General features: G+C 74.4%; 11 protein-coding genes and 1 pseudogene. 7 read left to right on the forward strand and 5 right to left on the reverse strand.

Annotated features, from left to right (window positions below; translation table 11 throughout):
• The first annotated feature begins 1 nt into the window (after position 1).
• The 3 genes from ABWI04_RS27260 to ABWI04_RS27270 are packed head-to-tail and all read left to right on the forward strand — an operon-like array spanning position 2 to position 5,117.
• The gene (locus tag ABWI04_RS27260; RefSeq protein WP_353834228.1) at positions 2-3,415 is read left to right on the forward strand and encodes a bifunctional glycosyltransferase/CDP-glycerol:glycerophosphate glycerophosphotransferase; all 3,414 of its coding nucleotides are present in this window, start codon (positions 2-4) and stop codon (positions 3,413-3,415) included.
• Positions 3,416-3,441: 26 nt separating this feature from the next.
• Positions 3,442-4,311, forward strand: coding sequence for a hypothetical protein (locus ABWI04_RS27265; protein WP_353834229.1), 870 nt, complete (start codon positions 3,442-3,444; stop codon positions 4,309-4,311).
• Positions 4,311-5,117: a glycosyltransferase gene (locus ABWI04_RS27270; protein ID WP_353834235.1), complete on the forward strand. Its 807-nt coding sequence runs from the start codon at positions 4,311-4,313 to the stop codon at positions 5,115-5,117. The genes ABWI04_RS27265 and ABWI04_RS27270 overlap by 1 nt, the downstream gene beginning before the upstream one ends.
• Here the strand turns inward: ABWI04_RS27270 and ABWI04_RS27275 are convergent.
• The gene (locus tag ABWI04_RS27275) at positions 5,114-6,601 is read right to left on the reverse strand and encodes a hypothetical protein (RefSeq protein ID WP_353834230.1); all 1,488 of its coding nucleotides are present in this window, start codon (positions 6,599-6,601) and stop codon (positions 5,114-5,116) included. The genes ABWI04_RS27270 and ABWI04_RS27275 overlap by 4 nt on opposite strands.
• A gap of 123 nt (positions 6,602-6,724) precedes the next feature.
• Here ABWI04_RS27275 and ABWI04_RS27280 point away from each other — a divergent pair, with 123 nt between their 5' ends.
• A complete protein-coding gene (locus ABWI04_RS27280) occupies positions 6,725-7,735 on the forward strand; it encodes a CDP-alcohol phosphatidyltransferase family protein (protein WP_345177670.1) in 1,011 nt (336 codons plus the stop codon).
• 111 nt (positions 7,736-7,846) lie between these two features.
• Here the strand turns inward: ABWI04_RS27280 and ABWI04_RS27285 are convergent, their stop codons facing one another.
• The 3 genes from ABWI04_RS27285 to wecB all read right to left on the reverse strand — a co-directional run bounded on the left by ABWI04_RS27285 (position 7,847) and on the right by wecB (position 11,869).
• Positions 7,847-9,937 (reverse strand): glycosyltransferase family protein, encoded by a 2,091-nt coding sequence (locus tag ABWI04_RS27285; protein ID WP_353834236.1) that lies wholly within the window; start codon positions 9,935-9,937, stop codon positions 7,847-7,849.
• A gap of 86 nt (positions 9,938-10,023) precedes the next feature.
• The gene (locus ABWI04_RS27290) at positions 10,024-10,764 is read right to left on the reverse strand and encodes a serine/threonine-protein kinase (protein WP_353834231.1); all 741 of its coding nucleotides are present in this window, start codon (positions 10,762-10,764) and stop codon (positions 10,024-10,026) included.
• Complete coding sequence (gene wecB, locus ABWI04_RS27295) at positions 10,757-11,869, reverse strand: non-hydrolyzing UDP-N-acetylglucosamine 2-epimerase (RefSeq protein ID WP_378190685.1); 1,113 nt, start codon at positions 11,867-11,869, stop codon at positions 10,757-10,759. Before wecB ends, ABWI04_RS27290 begins: the two co-directional genes overlap by 8 nt.
• A gap of 23 nt (positions 11,870-11,892) precedes the next feature.
• Between wecB and ABWI04_RS27300 the strand changes: the two genes are divergently transcribed.
• The 3 genes from ABWI04_RS27300 (at position 11,893) to ABWI04_RS27310 (ending at position 15,966) form a co-directional block, all read left to right on the forward strand.
• A complete protein-coding gene (locus ABWI04_RS27300; RefSeq protein WP_353834232.1) occupies positions 11,893-13,347 on the forward strand; it encodes a glycosyltransferase family 4 protein in 1,455 nt (484 codons plus the stop codon).
• 18 nt (positions 13,348-13,365) lie between these two features.
• Complete coding sequence (locus ABWI04_RS27305) at positions 13,366-14,628, forward strand: nucleotide sugar dehydrogenase (protein WP_345177663.1); 1,263 nt, start codon at positions 13,366-13,368, stop codon at positions 14,626-14,628.
• A gap of 204 nt (positions 14,629-14,832) precedes the next feature.
• Positions 14,833-15,966, forward strand: a complete 1,134-nt coding sequence (locus ABWI04_RS27310; RefSeq protein ID WP_353834233.1) for a glycosyltransferase family 4 protein — start codon at positions 14,833-14,835, stop codon at positions 15,964-15,966.
• A 31-nt stretch (positions 15,967-15,997) separates the two neighbouring features.
• Here ABWI04_RS27310 and ABWI04_RS27315 read toward each other — a convergent pair.
• Positions 15,998-16,653, reverse strand: a pseudogene (locus tag ABWI04_RS27315) (hypothetical protein); the annotation flags it as partial.

The following is a 16,653-nucleotide window of genomic DNA, read 5'->3' on the forward strand; positions in this document are numbered from 1 at the left end:
CTTGCCCTCCAGCAGGATCAGCGTCGTCGTGCTCGCGCACGGAGCCGGAGAGTCGCTCGGCGGCACCCTCGCGTCGATCGCGGGCCAGTCGCACGCGGACCTGCGGGTCCTGGTGATGGACGACGGCGCGGGCGCCGCCGCCGGGGCCGTGCTGCCCGACGAGCGGTTCCGCGTCGTGCGGCGGGGCGCGCTCAGCCGGGGCGCGGCGCGCGGCCTCGGCGCCGCGGAGAGCGACGGCCACTTCCTGCTGTTCGTGGACGGCGGCGACGAGCTGCCGGCGGAGGCCCTCGCGTCGCTGGCCGCGGCGCTGGAGTCGTCCGGCTCCGACATCGCGCTCGGCCGCGAGGCCGTCCGCCGCGGGCCGGAGCGGGCGCCGGAGTGGCGGCCCGCCGAGCCGTCCCTCGCCCCGGCCACCGGCACGGACGTGCGGCGCACCCCCGGCCTCGTCCGCGAGCGCGGGGTCGGCGGGAAGCTGTTCCGGCGGTCGTTCTGGACGTCGCACGGGCTGGAGTTCCCCGACCTCGGCCGCTACGACGACCTGCTCCCGGCGGTGCGGGCGCTGCACCTCGCGGAGGGCGTGGACGTGCTGCCCGGCGTCGTCCTGCGCCGGCGGGGCGAGCGGTTCCCCGCCACCACGGAGGCGCAGGAGATCGCGGACGGGTTTGGCGCCGTCGCCCTCGCGGTCGCCTGGCTCGGCGAGCACGGCCACGCCCGGTCCCGGCGGCGGCTCCAGGCGCTCGCGGCGGCCGAGGAGCTGCGGGTGTTCCTGGACGCGCTGCCGGACCTGCCCGGCGACGAGCGCGAGCAGGTCGTCGCGCAGGCCGCCGCGTACGCGTCCGAGCTGCCCGCCAAGCTGCTCGCCGGCGTCCCGGCGCTGACCCGGCTGAAGTGGCATCTCGCCTCCGCCGGGCGCACGAGCGAGCTGGTGAAGGTGGTCCGGTACGAGCGGGGGAAGGCCTCGCCGTCGATCGTCCGCGACCCGCTGCGCCGGTACGTCGTCTACCCGTACTGGAAGGACGCCGAGGTCGGCGTCCCGCGCGAGGTGTACCGGGCCCGCGGCGAGCTGGGGATGCGGGGCCGGGTCCACGCGGTCGGCTGGGACGGCGACCGGCTCACCGTCACCGGCGAGGCCTACATCAACTCCGTCAGCATGCGGCGCCGCTGGACGTCGGTGAAGGCGATCACGCTGCGGTCCGGCGGCCGGAGGATCCTCGCACGGGCCCGGCAGGCGCCGGCGCCCGGGAAGCGGTCGGGCTGGTCCGGCTTCGCGTTCGCCCTCGACGCGGCTCGCCTCCGCGACCGCAGGAAATGGGTCGAGGGGGTCTGGTCGGTCGAGGCGTCGGTGCTCAACGCGGGCGTGTTCCGGCGGGGGCCGCTGCGCGGCGGCGGCTCCGGCAGCGGCGCGCATCCGCCCTACCGCTACGTCGCCGACGACGTGCGCGTCGTCCCGCGCATCGAGGACGGCCGCCTCGTCATCGAGGTCGAGCGGGTCCGGTCGGCGGCGGTCGCGCTGTCCTGGGACGGCGGCACGCTCGTCGTCGAGGTGAAGGCGGACGAGGCGCCGGACGGCCTGTCGCTGACGCTGGGCGACGACCGCGTCGACGTGCCGGTCACCGCGTCCGGCGGCCGGTACGTCGCCCGCGTCTCCCCGGAGTCCCTCGAAGGATCCCCGCCGCCGGAGGAGGAGATCGACGACACCCGCGACTGGACGGTCCGGGTCGCGGGCCGCCCCCTGGTGCTCGCCGAAGGGGTCGAGGACGTCCGGCGGACGTTCGGCCCGCTGGAGGTCGCCGCGGGCCGCGGGCCCGGCGGCTACCTGCGCGTCCGGCGCACCACGGCGCGGCTCTCCGTCGACGCCTGCGCCTGGCGGCCGGACGGGACCCTCGTCCTGACCGCTGCGCATCCCGCGCACGCCGGTGGCCAGATCGTGCTGCGCGGCCGATGGCACCGCAAGGAGTACGCGTTCGACCTCGTCCCCGATCCGGCGCTGGGGCGCCTGCGCGGGGAGATCCCGGTCGCGGCCGTGCCGGGCGTCGCGGGCGTCCTGCCGCTGCGGCCCGGCCGCTGGGACGTGCTGTTCCGGCCCCCGGGCGGGCGGGCGCTGACCGTCCGGCTGTCGGCGGAGGCGCAGGACGGCCTGCCCGGGCCGCTGGAGGTGGCACGGCGCGGCTACGCCCTGGAGGCGCGCGACGGGCTGCTCGCCGTGGCGGTGACGGGCGACGTGCCGCCGGAGGAGAAGAGCGCCGGCGCCAGGTACCGGGAGGAGGCGCGCCGCCGAGCCGACCGCGACGGGCTGCGCGACGCCGTCCTGTTCTCGTGCTTCAACGGGCGGCAGTACTCCGACAGCCCGAAGGCCGTCCACGAGGAGCTGATGCGCCGGGACTCCGGCCTGGAGCAGCTCTGGGTCGTCAACGACGCGCAGGTGGAGCTGCCGGACACGCTGCGGCCCGTCCGGCTGCACGGCAGGGAGTGGCACGAGGCGCTCGCCGCGTCCCGCTACATCGTGACGAACCACCGGCTGGGCGACGCGTTCCGGCGGCACCCGGACCAGGTCGTCCTGCAGACCTGGCACGGCACGCCGCTGAAGAAGATCGGCGGGGACATCAAGGAGGTGCACTTCGCCTACGCGCCGGGCATGAGGAAGGCGCTCCAGTCGCGCTCGAAGGACCCCGGGCCCTCCCTGCCCGAGTGGAGCCACCTGCTGTCCCCCAACCCGTTCAGCACGGAAATCTTCCGTCGCGCGTTCGCGTTCAAGGGGGAGATGCTGGAGGTCGGCTACCCCCGCAACGACCTGCTGTACAGCCCGGAGGCCGACGCGGTCGCCGCGCGGGTCCGGGCCCGGCTCGGCATCCCCGAGGGCAAGCGGGTCGTCCTGTACGCGCCGACGTGGCGGGACGACCAGTACTACAGCCGGGGCCGCTACCGGTTCGACATGCGGATCGACCTGGAGCGGGCCCGCGCCGCGCTCGGCGACGACCACGTCCTGCTGGTGCGGCTGCACACCAACGTGGTGGACGGCGTCCGCGAGGACGGCCACGGCTTCGTCCGCGACGTCTCGGCCTATCCCGACATCACCGAGCTGTACCTGATCTCCGACGTGCTGATCAGCGACTACTCGTCGGTGATGTTCGACTACGCCAACACCGGCCGGCCCATGCTGTTCTTCACCTACGACCTCGCCGACTACCGTGACCGGCTGCGCGGCTTCTACTTCGACTTCGAGGCCGAGTCCCCGGGGCCGCTCGTGGAGACCTCCGACGACCTCATCGAGGCGGTCCGCGACGCGGAGTCCGCCATGGACGGCTATCGCGACCGCTACAAGGACTTCGTCGCGCGTTTCTGCCCTCTCGACGACGGGCATGCCGCCTCCCGTGCCGTCGACCGCGTCTTCGGCGCGGACGGCACAGTCCGGTAAGCGTCATCGGGGAAGGCGACTGGGCCGTGACCACGATTCCCGACCGTTGTGAGAAGTCGGACGCCCGCGGGGTGGCCGACCATTGCAGGGTCGGCGCGGACGACGCCCTGCGCATCCGCTGGCCCCGGCCGGCGGCGGAAGGCGAGCGGATCGTCCTGCGCCACGAGAGGTCCGGGGAGGTCCGCGCCGGGCCGCTCTCGGACGACCGGCGCTCCGCCGTCCTCACGGTCGCGGGGCTGGCGCCCGGCAGGTGGGATGTCCTGCTCGGCGCGGACCACCCCCTGGTGACCGACGATCCCGGGTTCTCCTTCGACGGCCTGCGCGAGTACGCCGGACGGGCACGGGACCGGGCCGTCCGCGTCGTGCGGCTGCCGGACGGGCGGGCCGTGCTCGACGTCCGCGAGGTCGTCCCGCACGCCGAGGTCGAGGAGGTGCACCCGCTCGACGGCGAGATCGGGATCACCGGATGGCCGGCCTACGCCGGGCCGCGCCCGGGCGGGGCCGCCCGGCTGGTCGCGGTCGCGCGCGAGGGCGGCGGCAGGGAGACGTGGAGCGCCCGGCTCGACGGGACCGCGTTCGACGCCCGCCTGGACGTCCGCGCGTTCACCCGGTGGGAGCCTTCCCTGTGGGACCTCTGGCTCGACGCGGGCGACGTCCACGCCCGCCTCGCCACGTTCCTCGACGACGCGCCCTGGTCGACGTCCGGCCGGGCGCGAAGGCCGCGTGGCCGCACGCCGCGCGCGCCGGGCGGCTCATGGACGAGCCGAGCCGGATGGTCCATCCCGAGGAGCGCAGCTTCTCCAAGTACTCCGCCTGGACGGACGAGAGACTCGCCCGCTTCCTGCGCCGGCCGCGCACGGACGTGCTGGTCACCACCCGCGCCGGGCTCAACCTGATGGCGGCGCGGCTGGCGCCGGCCGAGGTCGTCGTGGTCGGGCAGGAGCACCTCCAGCTCGGCATCAACGACGCCGGGATCCTCGCCGAGATCGAGGAGGGGTACCCGCGGCTGGACGCCCTCACCTGCCTGACGGCCGCCGACACCGCGGACTACGAGCGCCTGCTGCCCGCCGGCTCGTGCCCCGTCCACACGATCGGCAACGGGCTGCCCCCTCGGGTGCATCCGCGGTCGCGGCAGGAGAACCGGGTGGTCGTGGCGGCGGGCCGGATCGTCTGGATCAAGGGGTTCGACCTGCTGCTGGACGCGTTCGCGAAGGTCGTGGAGAAGCATCCGCGGTGGCGGCTGCGCGTCCACGGTGAGGGGCCGCGCCGCGAGGAGATGCGCCGCCGGGCCACGCGCCTCGGCCTCTACAACCACGTGCGGATGCTGGAGCCGGCCCGCGACATGGAGGGCGAGCTGGCCAAGGCGTCCGTCCTCGCGCTGCCCTCGCGCGCCGAGCCGTTCGGCATGACGATCATCGAGGCGTTCGCGTGCGGGCTGCCGGTGGTCGCCTTCGACTGCCCGCACGGGCCCCGCGAGATCATCACCGACGGGGCGGACGGGCTGCTCGTCCCGCCCGGGGACTCCGGCGCGCTCGCCGAGACGCTGATCCGGCTGATCGACGACGAGGAGCTGAGGCGCGCGATGGCGGCGAACGCCGTCGCGTCGGCCGAGCGGTTCGCCGTGTCCGCCGTCGCCGCGCGCTGGGAGCGGATGCTCGCCGGGCTGCTCGCCGCCCCGCGCCGCGACACCGGGCGGCGCTAGCCGGACTCGGCTTCGATCTTCGCCCGGGCCGGCCGGGACTCCTTCCGCGGCGCGGGCACGCGCGGCGGGCGGCGCGGCGGGAACAGCGCCAGCCCGAGCGCGACGCACGCGAACGGGACGGCGGGCATGACGTAGCGGTAGTCGAAGTCGGCGGTCGCGGCGGGGATCACCAGCAGCGCCAGGCTCGTCCCCCACGGGAGCAGCGCGCCCGCCGTCCAGTGCCGGACGGGCCGGGCGAGGCGCCACCGCCCGTTCGACCGCGCGTGGGGGACGGCCCCGGCGAGCCCGCCGAGGAGCAGGACGCCGAGGATCGTGCCGGGCATGACCAGGTGGTCCTGGTAAGCGAGGACGACCCCCGACCACGGCCGCACGACCCGGGTCTCGCCGTCGCCGCCGTACCGCCCGGCGAGGCGCGCCTGCCTGTCGCTCCACGCCTCGCCCTCGGGGAACTCGTACTGGAGCCACGTCCACGGCGTGGGGTACGGCTGCCGTCGCCAGGCGAACGCCCGCAGGGTGTCGCGGACGACGACCTCCGCGTAGCCGGCGGGCTGCGCCTTGATCGCGGCCCAGGCGAACTCGCCCGCGAGCCGGTTGCCCTCCTCGCCGTAGACCCAGCCCGGGATGCGGCGGAACGGGGAGTCGGGCGTCCACATGACCGAGAACGACCGGGAGATCCGGGGGTCGCTCCGCTTCGGGCACATGATCGCCAGCTCGGGCCGGGGCCTGATCACCCGGCAGTCGGCGAACGCGGCCGTGCGCCCGTACAGGAACACCTGGTCGGCCTTGGCGAGCTTGTACTGGCCGTACTCCGCGTGGAACCAGACCATGTAGCCGGCGACGGGCAGGACGAAGGCGAGGGCCGCCGCCGCGCAGGCCGTCCGGCCCGCCCTCCTGACGAGCATCGCGAGGAGGACCAGCGCGATCAGCGGCAGTCCCGCCGTCCGGGTGAGCGTCGCGCACGCCGTGAGCACCCCGGCCAGGGCGCCGAGCCACCAGGCCGGCCGGCGACGCCACAGCACGGCCGCCACCGCCGCGAGCAGCAGGAACGCGAACAGCGAGTCCGACATGAGCATGTGCTCAAGGGCGATCTGGTGCGCGGGGATCAGCACCGGGACGGTCAGCAGCGCCGCGGTCGCGCCGGGCAGCCACACCCGCCACGGCTTCCCGTCCTCGACGGGCAGGGCCGCCCGTCCCGCACGCCAGACCAGGGCGTAGACCAGCACACCGGTCAGCACCCCGACGGCGTGCTGCACGGAGACCATCAGGCCGAAACTGTGGAAGGGCTTGAGCAGCCACAGCAAGATCGGATATCCACTGGGACGCGTCGGGTCCGGCCGGAACGCGACCGCGGCCTCCAGGTACCCGGGCGAGTCACCGAACCACAGGGGAGCCGGATAGGCGAGGACGGCGACGGCCCGGATCCAGACCGCGACGGCGAGGACTCCGGCGAACGGCAGGTGGGGAGCGAGGGGACGCACGCGCATTCTGCGTCCCTTACCCGCGGCGCTGATCGTCATGTGACCGGACGATCACGATCCGGGAGATCCCCGGTGACCGGAACCGGACAGCCGATACGATCAGACCGCTCCGCGAACGAAAGGAACCCCATGGCGAACTTCACGCTCGACGACGTTCGGCAACGGACGTACAAGGCGCGTGACGCCTGGTGGACCGTGCTGCTGGTCGACCCGCTGGCCGCCAGGCTCGTCAAGTTCACGGCGAACAGGACGCGCGTGACGCCGAACCAGCTCACCGTCGGCGCGCTCGTCCTCGGCCTCGCCGCCGGCGCCTGCTTCGCCGTCGCGTCCTGGCCGTGGCTGCTCGCCGGCGCGCTGCTGTACCACCTGTCGTTCACCCTCGACTGCATGGACGGCAAGGTCGCCCGGCTGAAGGGCACCGGCTCGGTGTTCGGCGCCTGGCTCGACTACATCTTCGACCGCGTCCGCGTCCTGGCCTGCGCGATCGCCCTGATGGCCGGCCAGTACGCCGCCACCGGCAACGTCGCCTACGTCTGGACGGCGCTCGCCGTCGTCTTCCTCGACATGCTGCGCTACATGGACGCGCTGGAGATCTACAAGGTCCGCTCGCAGATGCGGACCACCCTCAGCGCGGCCCGCGAGGAGGCCCAGGCGCTCGAACTCGCGGCCCGCCGCGCCAACGGCGACCTGGTGGAGGCCGACGAGGACCTGCGCTCCGCGGAGGCGCTCACCGAGGACCCCGAGGCCGACGCGGAGAACCGCGTCGTCGGCGACGACCCCAACGCCGCCGTCCTCCAGGCGGGCTTCAACCAGCGCTTCCCCTGGTACGCCCGCATCCGCAACGTCCTGATGGCGGGCCGCATCCGCCCCCACCTGATCAGCGGCATCGAGTTCCAGATGGGCGTGTTCATCGTCGCCCCGATCGCCGCCGCCATCGTGCCGGGCGCCATCATCCCCGTGGTGGTCCTCAGCGGCGTCGGCCTGCTGGCCTTCGAGCTGATCATCATCTACAAGTTCTGGCTCTCCAGCCGGGACTACAGCCGCAGCCTCGCCAAGCTCAACGCCAAGATCGAGTCCCACCGCGCCGAGCTTCCCGCCGAGCCCGCCCAGGCCGGCGCGGTCGTCGGCAGCTCCGGCTGACCCGTACCACCGGAGAGGTCCCCGCGGCGCCGCCGCGGGGACTTTCTCTCTGGACGGCCCCTCCCGGGCCGTCCTTCACCCGGCGCGACGGCCCGTCGCGGAGGGAGCGGCCTAGCCGGTGAGGAGGTCCGTCCACTGGCGGCAGACCTCGTCCAGGCCGTAGGCGGCCTTCACCTGGGCGCGGGCCTGCTCGGCGTCGTCCTGCCAGCGGCCCAGCGAGACCGTGGTGGCGATGGACGCGGCCATGGCGGAGGTGTCGTCGTGGATCCAGCGGCGCTGGTAGATGGTCTCGGCGCCGGGCCAGGGCAGCAGGGCCGGGACGGCGCCCGAGGCCATGCCCTCGGCCGGCGCGAGATGGAAGCTCTCGTCGTCGCTCGTGGACAGCACCCAGCCGATGCGGCGCAGCCAGGAGGCCACGTCGCGCCCGTAGGAGTCGAAGACGACGCCGCCCGAGAGGAGGCGGGAGCGCCGGATGCGGCGGAAGACCTCCTCGTAGTGGGCTCGCTCCTCGTCCTTCTGCCAGATCCACCAGTACTCCCAGGGGAGCTTGGACTTGACGAAGAGGGTGAAGCGCGGGTCGTCGCGGCGGAGCTCCTCGACCACGTCGAGGGCCAGGTCCAGGCGCTTGCGGGACGGGGCGATGCCGATCATCCCGAGGTGGTGCTCGGCGCCGGGGAGCTTCGCGCGGTCGAGCTGCGCGTCGTCCACCCAGTTCGGGACCGTGACGACCTTCTCGGCGGGCCAGCCGGTGATCTCGCGGGTCAGCGCGTCGTAGTGGGGGCTGACGCAGACGACCCGGTCGACGGCGCCGATGTCGAGCTGCTTCGGCCAGCCCGCGTACAGCTCGAACCGGTGCAGGCGCACGACGAGGCGCTGGTCCGGGCGCTTGCGCCGGGCGAACCAGAGGGCGTTCGGGCCGCACCACTCGCAGACGATGACGTCCGCCCAGTCGACCAGGGCCTGGCTGCGCTCCTCGTCGTGGGCCTTCAGCGCGGCCCAGTGGTCGACGCGGACCTCCAGGTCGGAACGGGAGCGCAGGTAGTCCAGCAGGCGGGAGAAGAACTTCAGGTCGTGGCCCGCCACCCCGACGCGCAGGCGGCGCCCCTTCACGGCGAGGACCTTCTCGGAGGGCTCCGGGAACGCCTGCGCCAGGTAGCCGCGCAGGCGGGCGGCGGCCGCGTCGAGGGTGAACTCCGCCGCCGCCGCGCGGCAGCGGTCCGCGGCGAGCGTGAAGATCTCCGGGTTCTTGCCGATGAGCGTCAGGGCGTCGAGCACGTCGTCCTCGGTGGCCGCGAACAGCGGGTAGTCGGTCCCGAGGAGCCGTTCGTGCATCGGGGTGCGGTTGAGGACGACCGGGACGCCGAGCGTCCCGCACTCCAGCACCTTCGTGGACAGTTCGAGGCTGGCGTCCATGGAGGCGTCGCGCCAGGACAGGCCCACGTCGCCGGCGGCGGTGAGGCGCATCGCCTCGGCCCGCGGGTGGCCGCCGTGCCAGACGACGCCCTCGCCCGTCTCCAGCGCGGTCCTCATCCGGGACGCGAAGCCGGGATCGGACGGATCATCGTGGATCTTGTCCCCGACCATGTGCAGTTCGGCGTCCACGCCGCGCATGGCCAGCAGGCGCGGGAGGGACGTCATCTCGTAGGTGTTCCACCGGGGCGCGAACTTGCCGGTGTAGACGAGGCGCAGCGGGCCGTTGGAGGGGCCGGGGCCGCGCGTCTCCAGGCCGTCCGGGAGCACGACGACCGGCGGGAACAGCACGCTCTTGCCGGCCGTCGCCGGGACGGCGCTCTCCAGGAACCCGCGCAGCTCCTCGGTCTGGCAGAGCAGGACGCGGGAGGCGTCGGCGATCCGGCGCAGGTCGCCCTTGGCGGAGGCGGTGAACTCCGCGGCCGACTGCGGGACGTCGGTGAGGTACGTCCAGAGCCGCCCGGCCATCGGCCCGGCGGCGAGCTTGCCCGCGAGGATGCGGCCGCGCACCACGACGAGGTCGTGCGGGTCCTCCTCGTCGACGCGGGCGAGCACCCCGGCGGCCTGCCGCGCGGCCATGCCGGCGGGGCCCTCGAACAGTCCCTCGGCGTGCGGGCTGCGGACGGTGACGCCGGGCAGGGCGCGCAGCGGGTCGACGAGCCGGCCCGTCCGGACGGGCGCCTTGAGGACCAGGGTCACCTCGCAGCCGGCGCGGGCCAGGGCCTGCACCATGCCCTGGGCCCAGATGGCCGACCCGTCGATGATGTTGAGGTCGACGTCGCCGTAGACGAGGGCACGTGGTCGCACGGTGGTTCCTTTCAACGGGCCGGACTCGTGGTGGCACCGCTCGTCGCGGCGGGGCCCCCACCGGCTTCCGGCGACGGCGCCGGGTCGAGGAGGCGGACGAGCCCGGCGGGCGCGGTGGCGGTCGCGTCCCAGTGCAGGGACGCCAGGGTGGCGGGCGGCGCCTCGCCCCACAGGACGAGCGGGAGCGAGCGGGCCGCGGCGATCCGGCGGATCTCGTGCAGCGCCAGATCGCGGTCGTACATGCCGGGGACGCCCAGGTAGGCCCACGGCCCGCCGGGCTCGCCGGCCGCCGCGTCCACCACGAGCGCGTCCACGTCGGCGGTCTCGAGGGCGATCGCGGCGTCGTGCGGGTAGAGGGCGACGACCCTGGCGTGCCCGGCGAGGACGGCGGCCGTGCCGGGCGCGAGCACCCCCGCGATGATCGGTACGTCGCAGGGCCCCGCGACGAGCAGCCGGTCCTCGGGCCGCTCGACGCGGTCGGGCTGGACGCCGCCGCCGGTCGCGCGCGCCGCGGCCGAGACCGGGGCGCTGCGCTTGCGCCAGAGCCGGTACAGCTCCCGCGGCAGCCGCTTGCCGCGCCTGGGGTTGCGCGCCGCGCCCGCGACCAGCCGCCCGAACTGGACGGCCGTCGAGGCCTCCAGGGCCGCGAGCCGCTTCTCCATCTCGTCCAGGCGCGCCTCCCGCTCGCGCAGCGTGGACTTCAGCCGCCCGAGCTGCTGGTAGGCCTTGGCGTTCTTGTCCTCGTCACTCACCCAGGAACTCCATGATCACTTCGGCGATGCGGGGGCCGGCGTGGCCGTCCCACAGCGGGGGCCTGCGCTCGCCCGGCCCGCCCGCGGCCGCCGCTCCCCCTTCCAGGCACTTGCGGACCCCCGGCACCAGCTCCTCGAACGTGACGAGCCGGTTCGTGCCGTGGGTGATCGTGATCGGCCGCTCGGTGTTGGGGCGGACGGTCAGGCACGGCACCCCGAGGATCGTCGTCTCCTCCTGGAGGCCCCCCGAGTCCGTGACGACCGCCGCCGCCCCCCGGACGGCCGCGATGAAGTCGATGTACCCGAGCGGCTCCAGGATGTGCACGCGGTCGTGCTCGTCCAGCCCGGCGGCCAGCAGGTTCGCCCGCCCGCGCGGGTGGACGGGGATGACCAGGTCGGCGAGGTCGGCGACGCCGTGCAGGCGCCGGACGAGGGCCGCGGCCGTCTCCGGCGCGTCGACGTTCGCGGGCCGGTGCATGGTCGCGAGGACGTAGCGCTCCGGCAGCCCGTGCGCCGCCCGCACGGCGGCCGTGTCGAACTGGTCCAGGTTGGCCAGCAGCGTGTCGATCATCGGGTTGCCGACCAGGTGCGCCCGCTCCACCGCGACGCCCTCCGCGGCCAGGTGGCCGATCCCCTCCGGGCTCGTGACCAGGCACAGCGCGGAGAGCTGGTCGGTGATCCTGCGGTTGACCTCCTCCGGCATCGTCATGTCGAAGCTGCGCAGCCCGGCCTCCACATGGGCGACCGGGATGTGCAGCTTGGCCGCGACGAGGGCGGCGGCGATCGTCGAGTTCACGTCGCCGTACACGATGACGAGCGCGGGTGAACGACCCGTGAACTCCTTCTCCAGCCCGATCATGAGCGCGGCGGTCTGCTCGGCGTGGCCGCCCGAGCCGACGCCGAGGTTGACGTCGGGCTCGGGAAGCCCGAGCTGGTCGAAGAAGATCTCCGACATCCGCGCGTCGTAGTGCTGGCCGGTGTGGATCACCGCCTGCTCGGCGCCCGCCGCGGCGAGCGCCGAAATCACCGGCGCCGCCTTGACGAAGTTGGGCCTCGCCCCGAGGACGTGCACGATGGGTGCCAACACAATTTCCCTTCTGTTCATCGGGGTTCCCTACCGTCCGGCCTGTGGCCGACGAACCCGTGAAGAAAACCGTCTACCTGGCCGGACTCGCCTGGCGGCAGCTCCGCGACGACCCCGGGAGGGCGTCGCGGCTCGCCGTGCGGCTGGCCGCCCGGACCCCGCTCGGCGCCCGGCTGCGGCGCTCCCGCCTCGTCGTGCCGAAGCCCCGGGACGTGGGACGCGAGACGCGGGACCTGCGGCTCCTGCTCGCCGAACCCGCGCCCACGCGTGCGCGACGGGCCGTCCAGGGCACGACCGTCCTGCAGTTCGTGACCAACGCCCTGCCGCGCACGAACGCGGGGTACACCGTCCGGACGCACCGGATCGCCCTCGCCCAGCGCGAGATGGGGCTCGATCCCCACATCGTGACCCGGCTCGGATACCCGCTCAGCCAGGGCATCGCCGACGGGCGGGCCCGCGTGGACGTGGACGGCGTCCCCTACCACCGGCTGCTGCCGTGGTTCCCGCGGACGGATCCGCGCGACACCGTGGTGAAGAGCGCCGACCTCGCCGGACGGCTGGTCGAGGAGCTGAGGCCGTCCGTCCTGCACGCGGTCAGCAACCACCTGAACGCGGCCGTCGCGCTGGAGCTCGGACGCCGCCACGGCGTCCCGGTCGTGTACGAGGTGCGCGGCTTCCTGGAGGACTCCTGGCTGTCCCGCGACCCCGCGCACAGCGAGGACGACGAGTTCTACCGGCTGACCCGCGAGCTGGAGACCCGCCGGATGGCCGAGGCGGACGCGGTCGTGACGCTCGGCGAGGCGATGCGCGCGGAGATCGCCTCCCGCGGCGTCCCCGCGGAGAAGATCTTCACGGTGCCGAACGGGGTGGACGAGGCGTTCCTCGCGCCGCTCCCGGACGGTTCCGGCCTGCGCGAGCGGCTCGGGATCGACCGCGGCGCCACCGTCGCCGGCCTGACGTCGTCGTTCTACGGCTACGAGGGCATCGACACGCTCATCGACGCCGCCGCCCTGCTGCGCGAGCGGGGCGTTCCGGTCACCCTCCTGCTGGTCGGGGACGGCCCCGAGCGCGGCGCGCTCGAACGGCGCGCGGCCGAACGCGGCGTCCACGCCGTGTTCACCGGCCGGGTGCCGATGGAGTCCGTTCGCCAGTACCACGCCGTCCTCGATGTCTTCGCGGTTCCGCGCCGGGCGGACCGGGTGTGCCAGTTGGTGACGCCTCTGAAACCGATCGAGGCCATGGCGGGGGGAATCCCCGTTATAGCCAGTGATGTCAAGGCTCTTCGCGAAATCGTGGAACCGGGCGTGACGGGGGCGTTAACAGTTCCGGAAGACCCGGAAGCCTGGGCGAATTGCCTGGAAGATCTGGCTTACAGTCCCGAAAGGAGACAGAAAATCGGGCGGTCGGCCCGTGAATGGGTCGCGGCGGAACGGACCTGGCGCGCCGTGACGGCCGGATACCGGGCCGCCTATCGCTTCCCGACACGCCAGAGCACATAGATCGAAGGGGGCTGCCGCGTGGATCTCGTGGTCATCGGACTCGGATACGTGGGGCTGCCGCTCGTGCGGGAGGCCTGCCGGGCCGGCCTGCGGGCCGGCGGGCTCGACCGGGACGCGCGCGTGGTCGCCGGCCTCAAGGCCGGGATGTCGCACGTCGACGACGTGTCGGCGGACGAGGTCGAGCACATGCTGCGGGCGGGGTTCGCCCCGAGCCTGCACGAGGACGTCCTGGACGGCGCCCGCACCGTGGTCATCTGCGTCCCGACGCCGCTCTCGCCGGAGGGCGGACCGGACCTGACCGCGGTGCGCGGCGCGGCCGAGACCGTCGCCCGCCACCTGGAGCCCGGGACGCTCGTGGTGCTGGAGTCCACCACCTACCCGGGCACGACCGAGGAGGTCGTGCGGCCGATCCTGGAGACGTCCGGCCTGGTCGCCGGGGAGGAGTTCCACCTGGCGTTCTCGCCGGAGCGGATCGACCCCGGCAACCCGGTCTACGGCGTCCGCAACACCCCGAAGATCGTCGGCGGGCTGACCCCGGCCTGCGCGTCGGCGGCCTCGGCGTTCTACGGCAAGTTCGTCGACCGGGTCGTGGAGGCCAAGGGGACGCGCGAGGCCGAGATGGCCAAGCTGCTGGAGAACACCTACCGGCACGTCAACATCGCGCTGGTCAACGAGATGGCGGTGTTCTGCAACGAGCTCGGCATCGACCTGTGGGACGCCATCGACTGCGCGGCCACCAAGCCCTTCGGGTTCCAGGCGTTCCGGCCGGGGCCGGGCGTCGGCGGGCACTGCATCCCGATCGACCCGAACTACCTGTCCTACAAGGTCCGCTCGCTGGGCTACCCGTTCCGGTTCGTGGAGCTGGCCCAGGAGATCAACGACCGGATGCCCCGGTACGTCGCGGAACGCGCCCAGCAGCTGCTCAACCGGGAGGGACGCGCGCTCAAGGGCGCCAGGGTCCTGCTGCTCGGCGTCACCTACAAGGCCGACATCGCCGACCAGCGCGAGTCGCCGGCCCGGCCGGTGGCGCGGCGGCTGGCCCGCCTCGGCGCCGACCTGTCGTTCCACGACCCGTTCGTCACCCTGTGGGAGGTGGACGGCGAGCCGGTGCCGTCCGCCGGGGACGACCTGGCCGCCGCCCTGGAGGCGTCGGACCTGGCGATCGTGCTGGCCGACCACGCCGCCTACGACGCGGCGACCCTGGCGCGGCACGCCCGGCTGCTGTTCGACACCCGCGGCCGGACGCGCAACGTCCAGCAGGACACCGTCGAGCTCCTGTGACCGGCGGGCGCATTTCGGTGGCGGGCTTCTTTGACAGGGCTTTTCCCATCGGCGGGTTCCGCGTGACCGGCGGCCTTCCCTTTCGTTCGGGGAAGAGTAGCCCGGCAGCGTCCACGCCCCGGACAGCGGGAATTCATCGGCAATTTCCATCGGCACCCGAGACTCGCCGGTGATGGACGAATCGGACGTTGCGGAGTGAGTGTGATGCGGGTCTGCGTTTGCACGGTCGTGCACCACCCCGAAGACGCGCGCATTCTGCACCGGCAGATACGCGCCCTGCTCGACGCCGGCCACGAGGTCACCTACATCGCCCCTTTCCGGGCGTGCAACGCGACCCCGTGGCGCCAGATCAGCCCGGTGGACGTCCCGCGGGCCACCGGACGGCGCCGGGTCCGGGCCCTGCGCGCCGCCCACCGCGCGCTCGCCGAGCACGCCGCGTACGCCGACGTGGTCCTCCTGCACGACCCCGAGCTGCTGGTGTCGCTCCCGAGCGAACTCCAGGGCCGCACGGTCGTCTGGGACGTCCACGAGGACACCGCCGCGGCCCTGTCCGCCAAGGGCTGGGTGCCGGGGCCGGCCCGCCCCCTCCTGCGCCCGGCCGTGCGCCGCCTGGAGCGGCGCACCGAGCGGCGGCACCGGCTGCTGCTCGCCGAGGAGGGCTACCGGGACCGGTTCCGCGAGGACCACCCGGTCGTGCCCAACACCACCTACGTGTCCGACCTGCCGCCCGGACCGCCGGACGGCCGCCGCGCCGTCTACGTCGGGCAGCTCTCGCGGGCCCGCGGCGCCCTCGACATGATCGAGATGGCCCGGACGCTGGCCGCCGAGGGCGTGCTGGTGGAGCTGATCGGCGCGGCCGACGCCGACGTCCGGGACGCCCTGCGCGCGGCGCAGCGCGAGGGGATCGTGCGCTGGTACGGGTTCGTCCCGAACGACCGGGCGCTGCGCATCGCCGAGGGCGCGATGGCCGGGCTCGCGCTGCTGCACGACGAGCCGAACTACCGGCACTCCATGCCGACGAAGGTCGTCGAGTACATGGCCCGCGGCATCCCGGTGATCAGCACGCCGAACCCGCCGGCCGTGGGCATCGTGGAGCCCGCCGAGTGCGGGGTGATCGTCCCGTTCGGCGCCCCGGAGGCCGCCGCCAAGGCGGTCCTGCGGCTGCGGGACGACCCCGTCCTGCGCGCCGCGTTCGGCCGGCGCGGCTACGAGGCCGCCCGGGAGCGGTTCCACTGGCCCGTCCACGCCGAACGCTTCGTCGCCCAACTGGAGGCGTGGGCGGGCCGCTCCCCCACGGCCGTCGCGGAACCCGAGGCCGAGCCCGTCCCCGAGTTCTGAGCCGCCCGGCGGGGACGGGCGGCGGGCCCGGTCAGGACGGGGCCTCGGACAGGTGGCGCAGGCGGTAGGCGACGGACCGGGCCAGGCGGGCGGCGGCTCCCGGCGGGCGGTTCGCCTCGACCATCACCACGCACCGGCCGACCCGCAGCGCGATCATCCCGGCGGTCGGGCCGATCTCGTAGGCCTCGTCGCCCCCGATGTCGCGCCGCCGCCGGGCCTGCGCCTGCGCGGCCTGCAGCGACTCCAGCATCCGCGACGCCGCCGCGTCGGTGTCGGCCACCCAGCGGACGCTCACCGTGAGGCCGGTGACGGCGGCCTCCGGGCCGTCGTCGCGCTCCGGGCCGCCCTCCCGCGGCCCGGCGGAGGGATCTGGCGTGGCCGAGCCCGTCGCGCTCGGCTTGGGCGACGGCGACACACGCGCGCCGGACCCGGCCGGGTCGCGCCTGCCGCCGCGCGGCGTGTACGTGCAGGACACCGGGTGCGGAAGGCGCACCGACCCGGCCGACGCGCGGCGCGGCCCGGTGACGTAGCCGGTCAGGCGCGCCGCGGCCAGATCGGGCTTCCTGAGCAGGGAGCACGCGTCCGGCCAGTCCTTCGCCGGCACGCCGCCGAGTTCCGGCGGCCCGGTGCCGGCGAGCCCGCCGCGCAGGGCGACCAGCCGCGGGGGGGCCGCCGGGCCGCGGGGGC

It is taken from the genome of Actinomadura sp. NPDC000929 (assembly GCF_040492065.1).
Taxonomy (GTDB): Bacteria; Actinomycetota; Actinomycetes; order Streptosporangiales; family Streptosporangiaceae; genus Spirillospora; species Spirillospora verrucosospora.

Coding starts and splice junctions, on each gene's coding strand:
- ABWI04_RS27285 (WP_353834236.1), bottom strand. CDS start 9,937: ATGGTGCAGGCCCTGGCCCGCGCCGGCTGCGAGGTGACCCTGGTCCTC.
- ABWI04_RS27270 (WP_353834235.1), top strand. CDS start 4,311: ATGGCGGCGCGGCTGGCGCCGGCCGAGGTCGTCGTGGTCGGGCAGGAG.
- ABWI04_RS27280 (WP_345177670.1), top strand. CDS start 6,725: ATGGCGAACTTCACGCTCGACGACGTTCGGCAACGGACGTACAAGGCG.
- ABWI04_RS27310 (WP_353834233.1), top strand. CDS start 14,833: ATGCGGGTCTGCGTTTGCACGGTCGTGCACCACCCCGAAGACGCGCGC.
- ABWI04_RS27275 (WP_353834230.1), bottom strand. CDS start 6,601: ATGCGCGTGCGTCCCCTCGCTCCCCACCTGCCGTTCGCCGGAGTCCTC.
- wecB (WP_378190685.1), bottom strand. CDS start 11,869: ATGAACAGAAGGGAAATTGTGTTGGCACCCATCGTGCACGTCCTCGGG.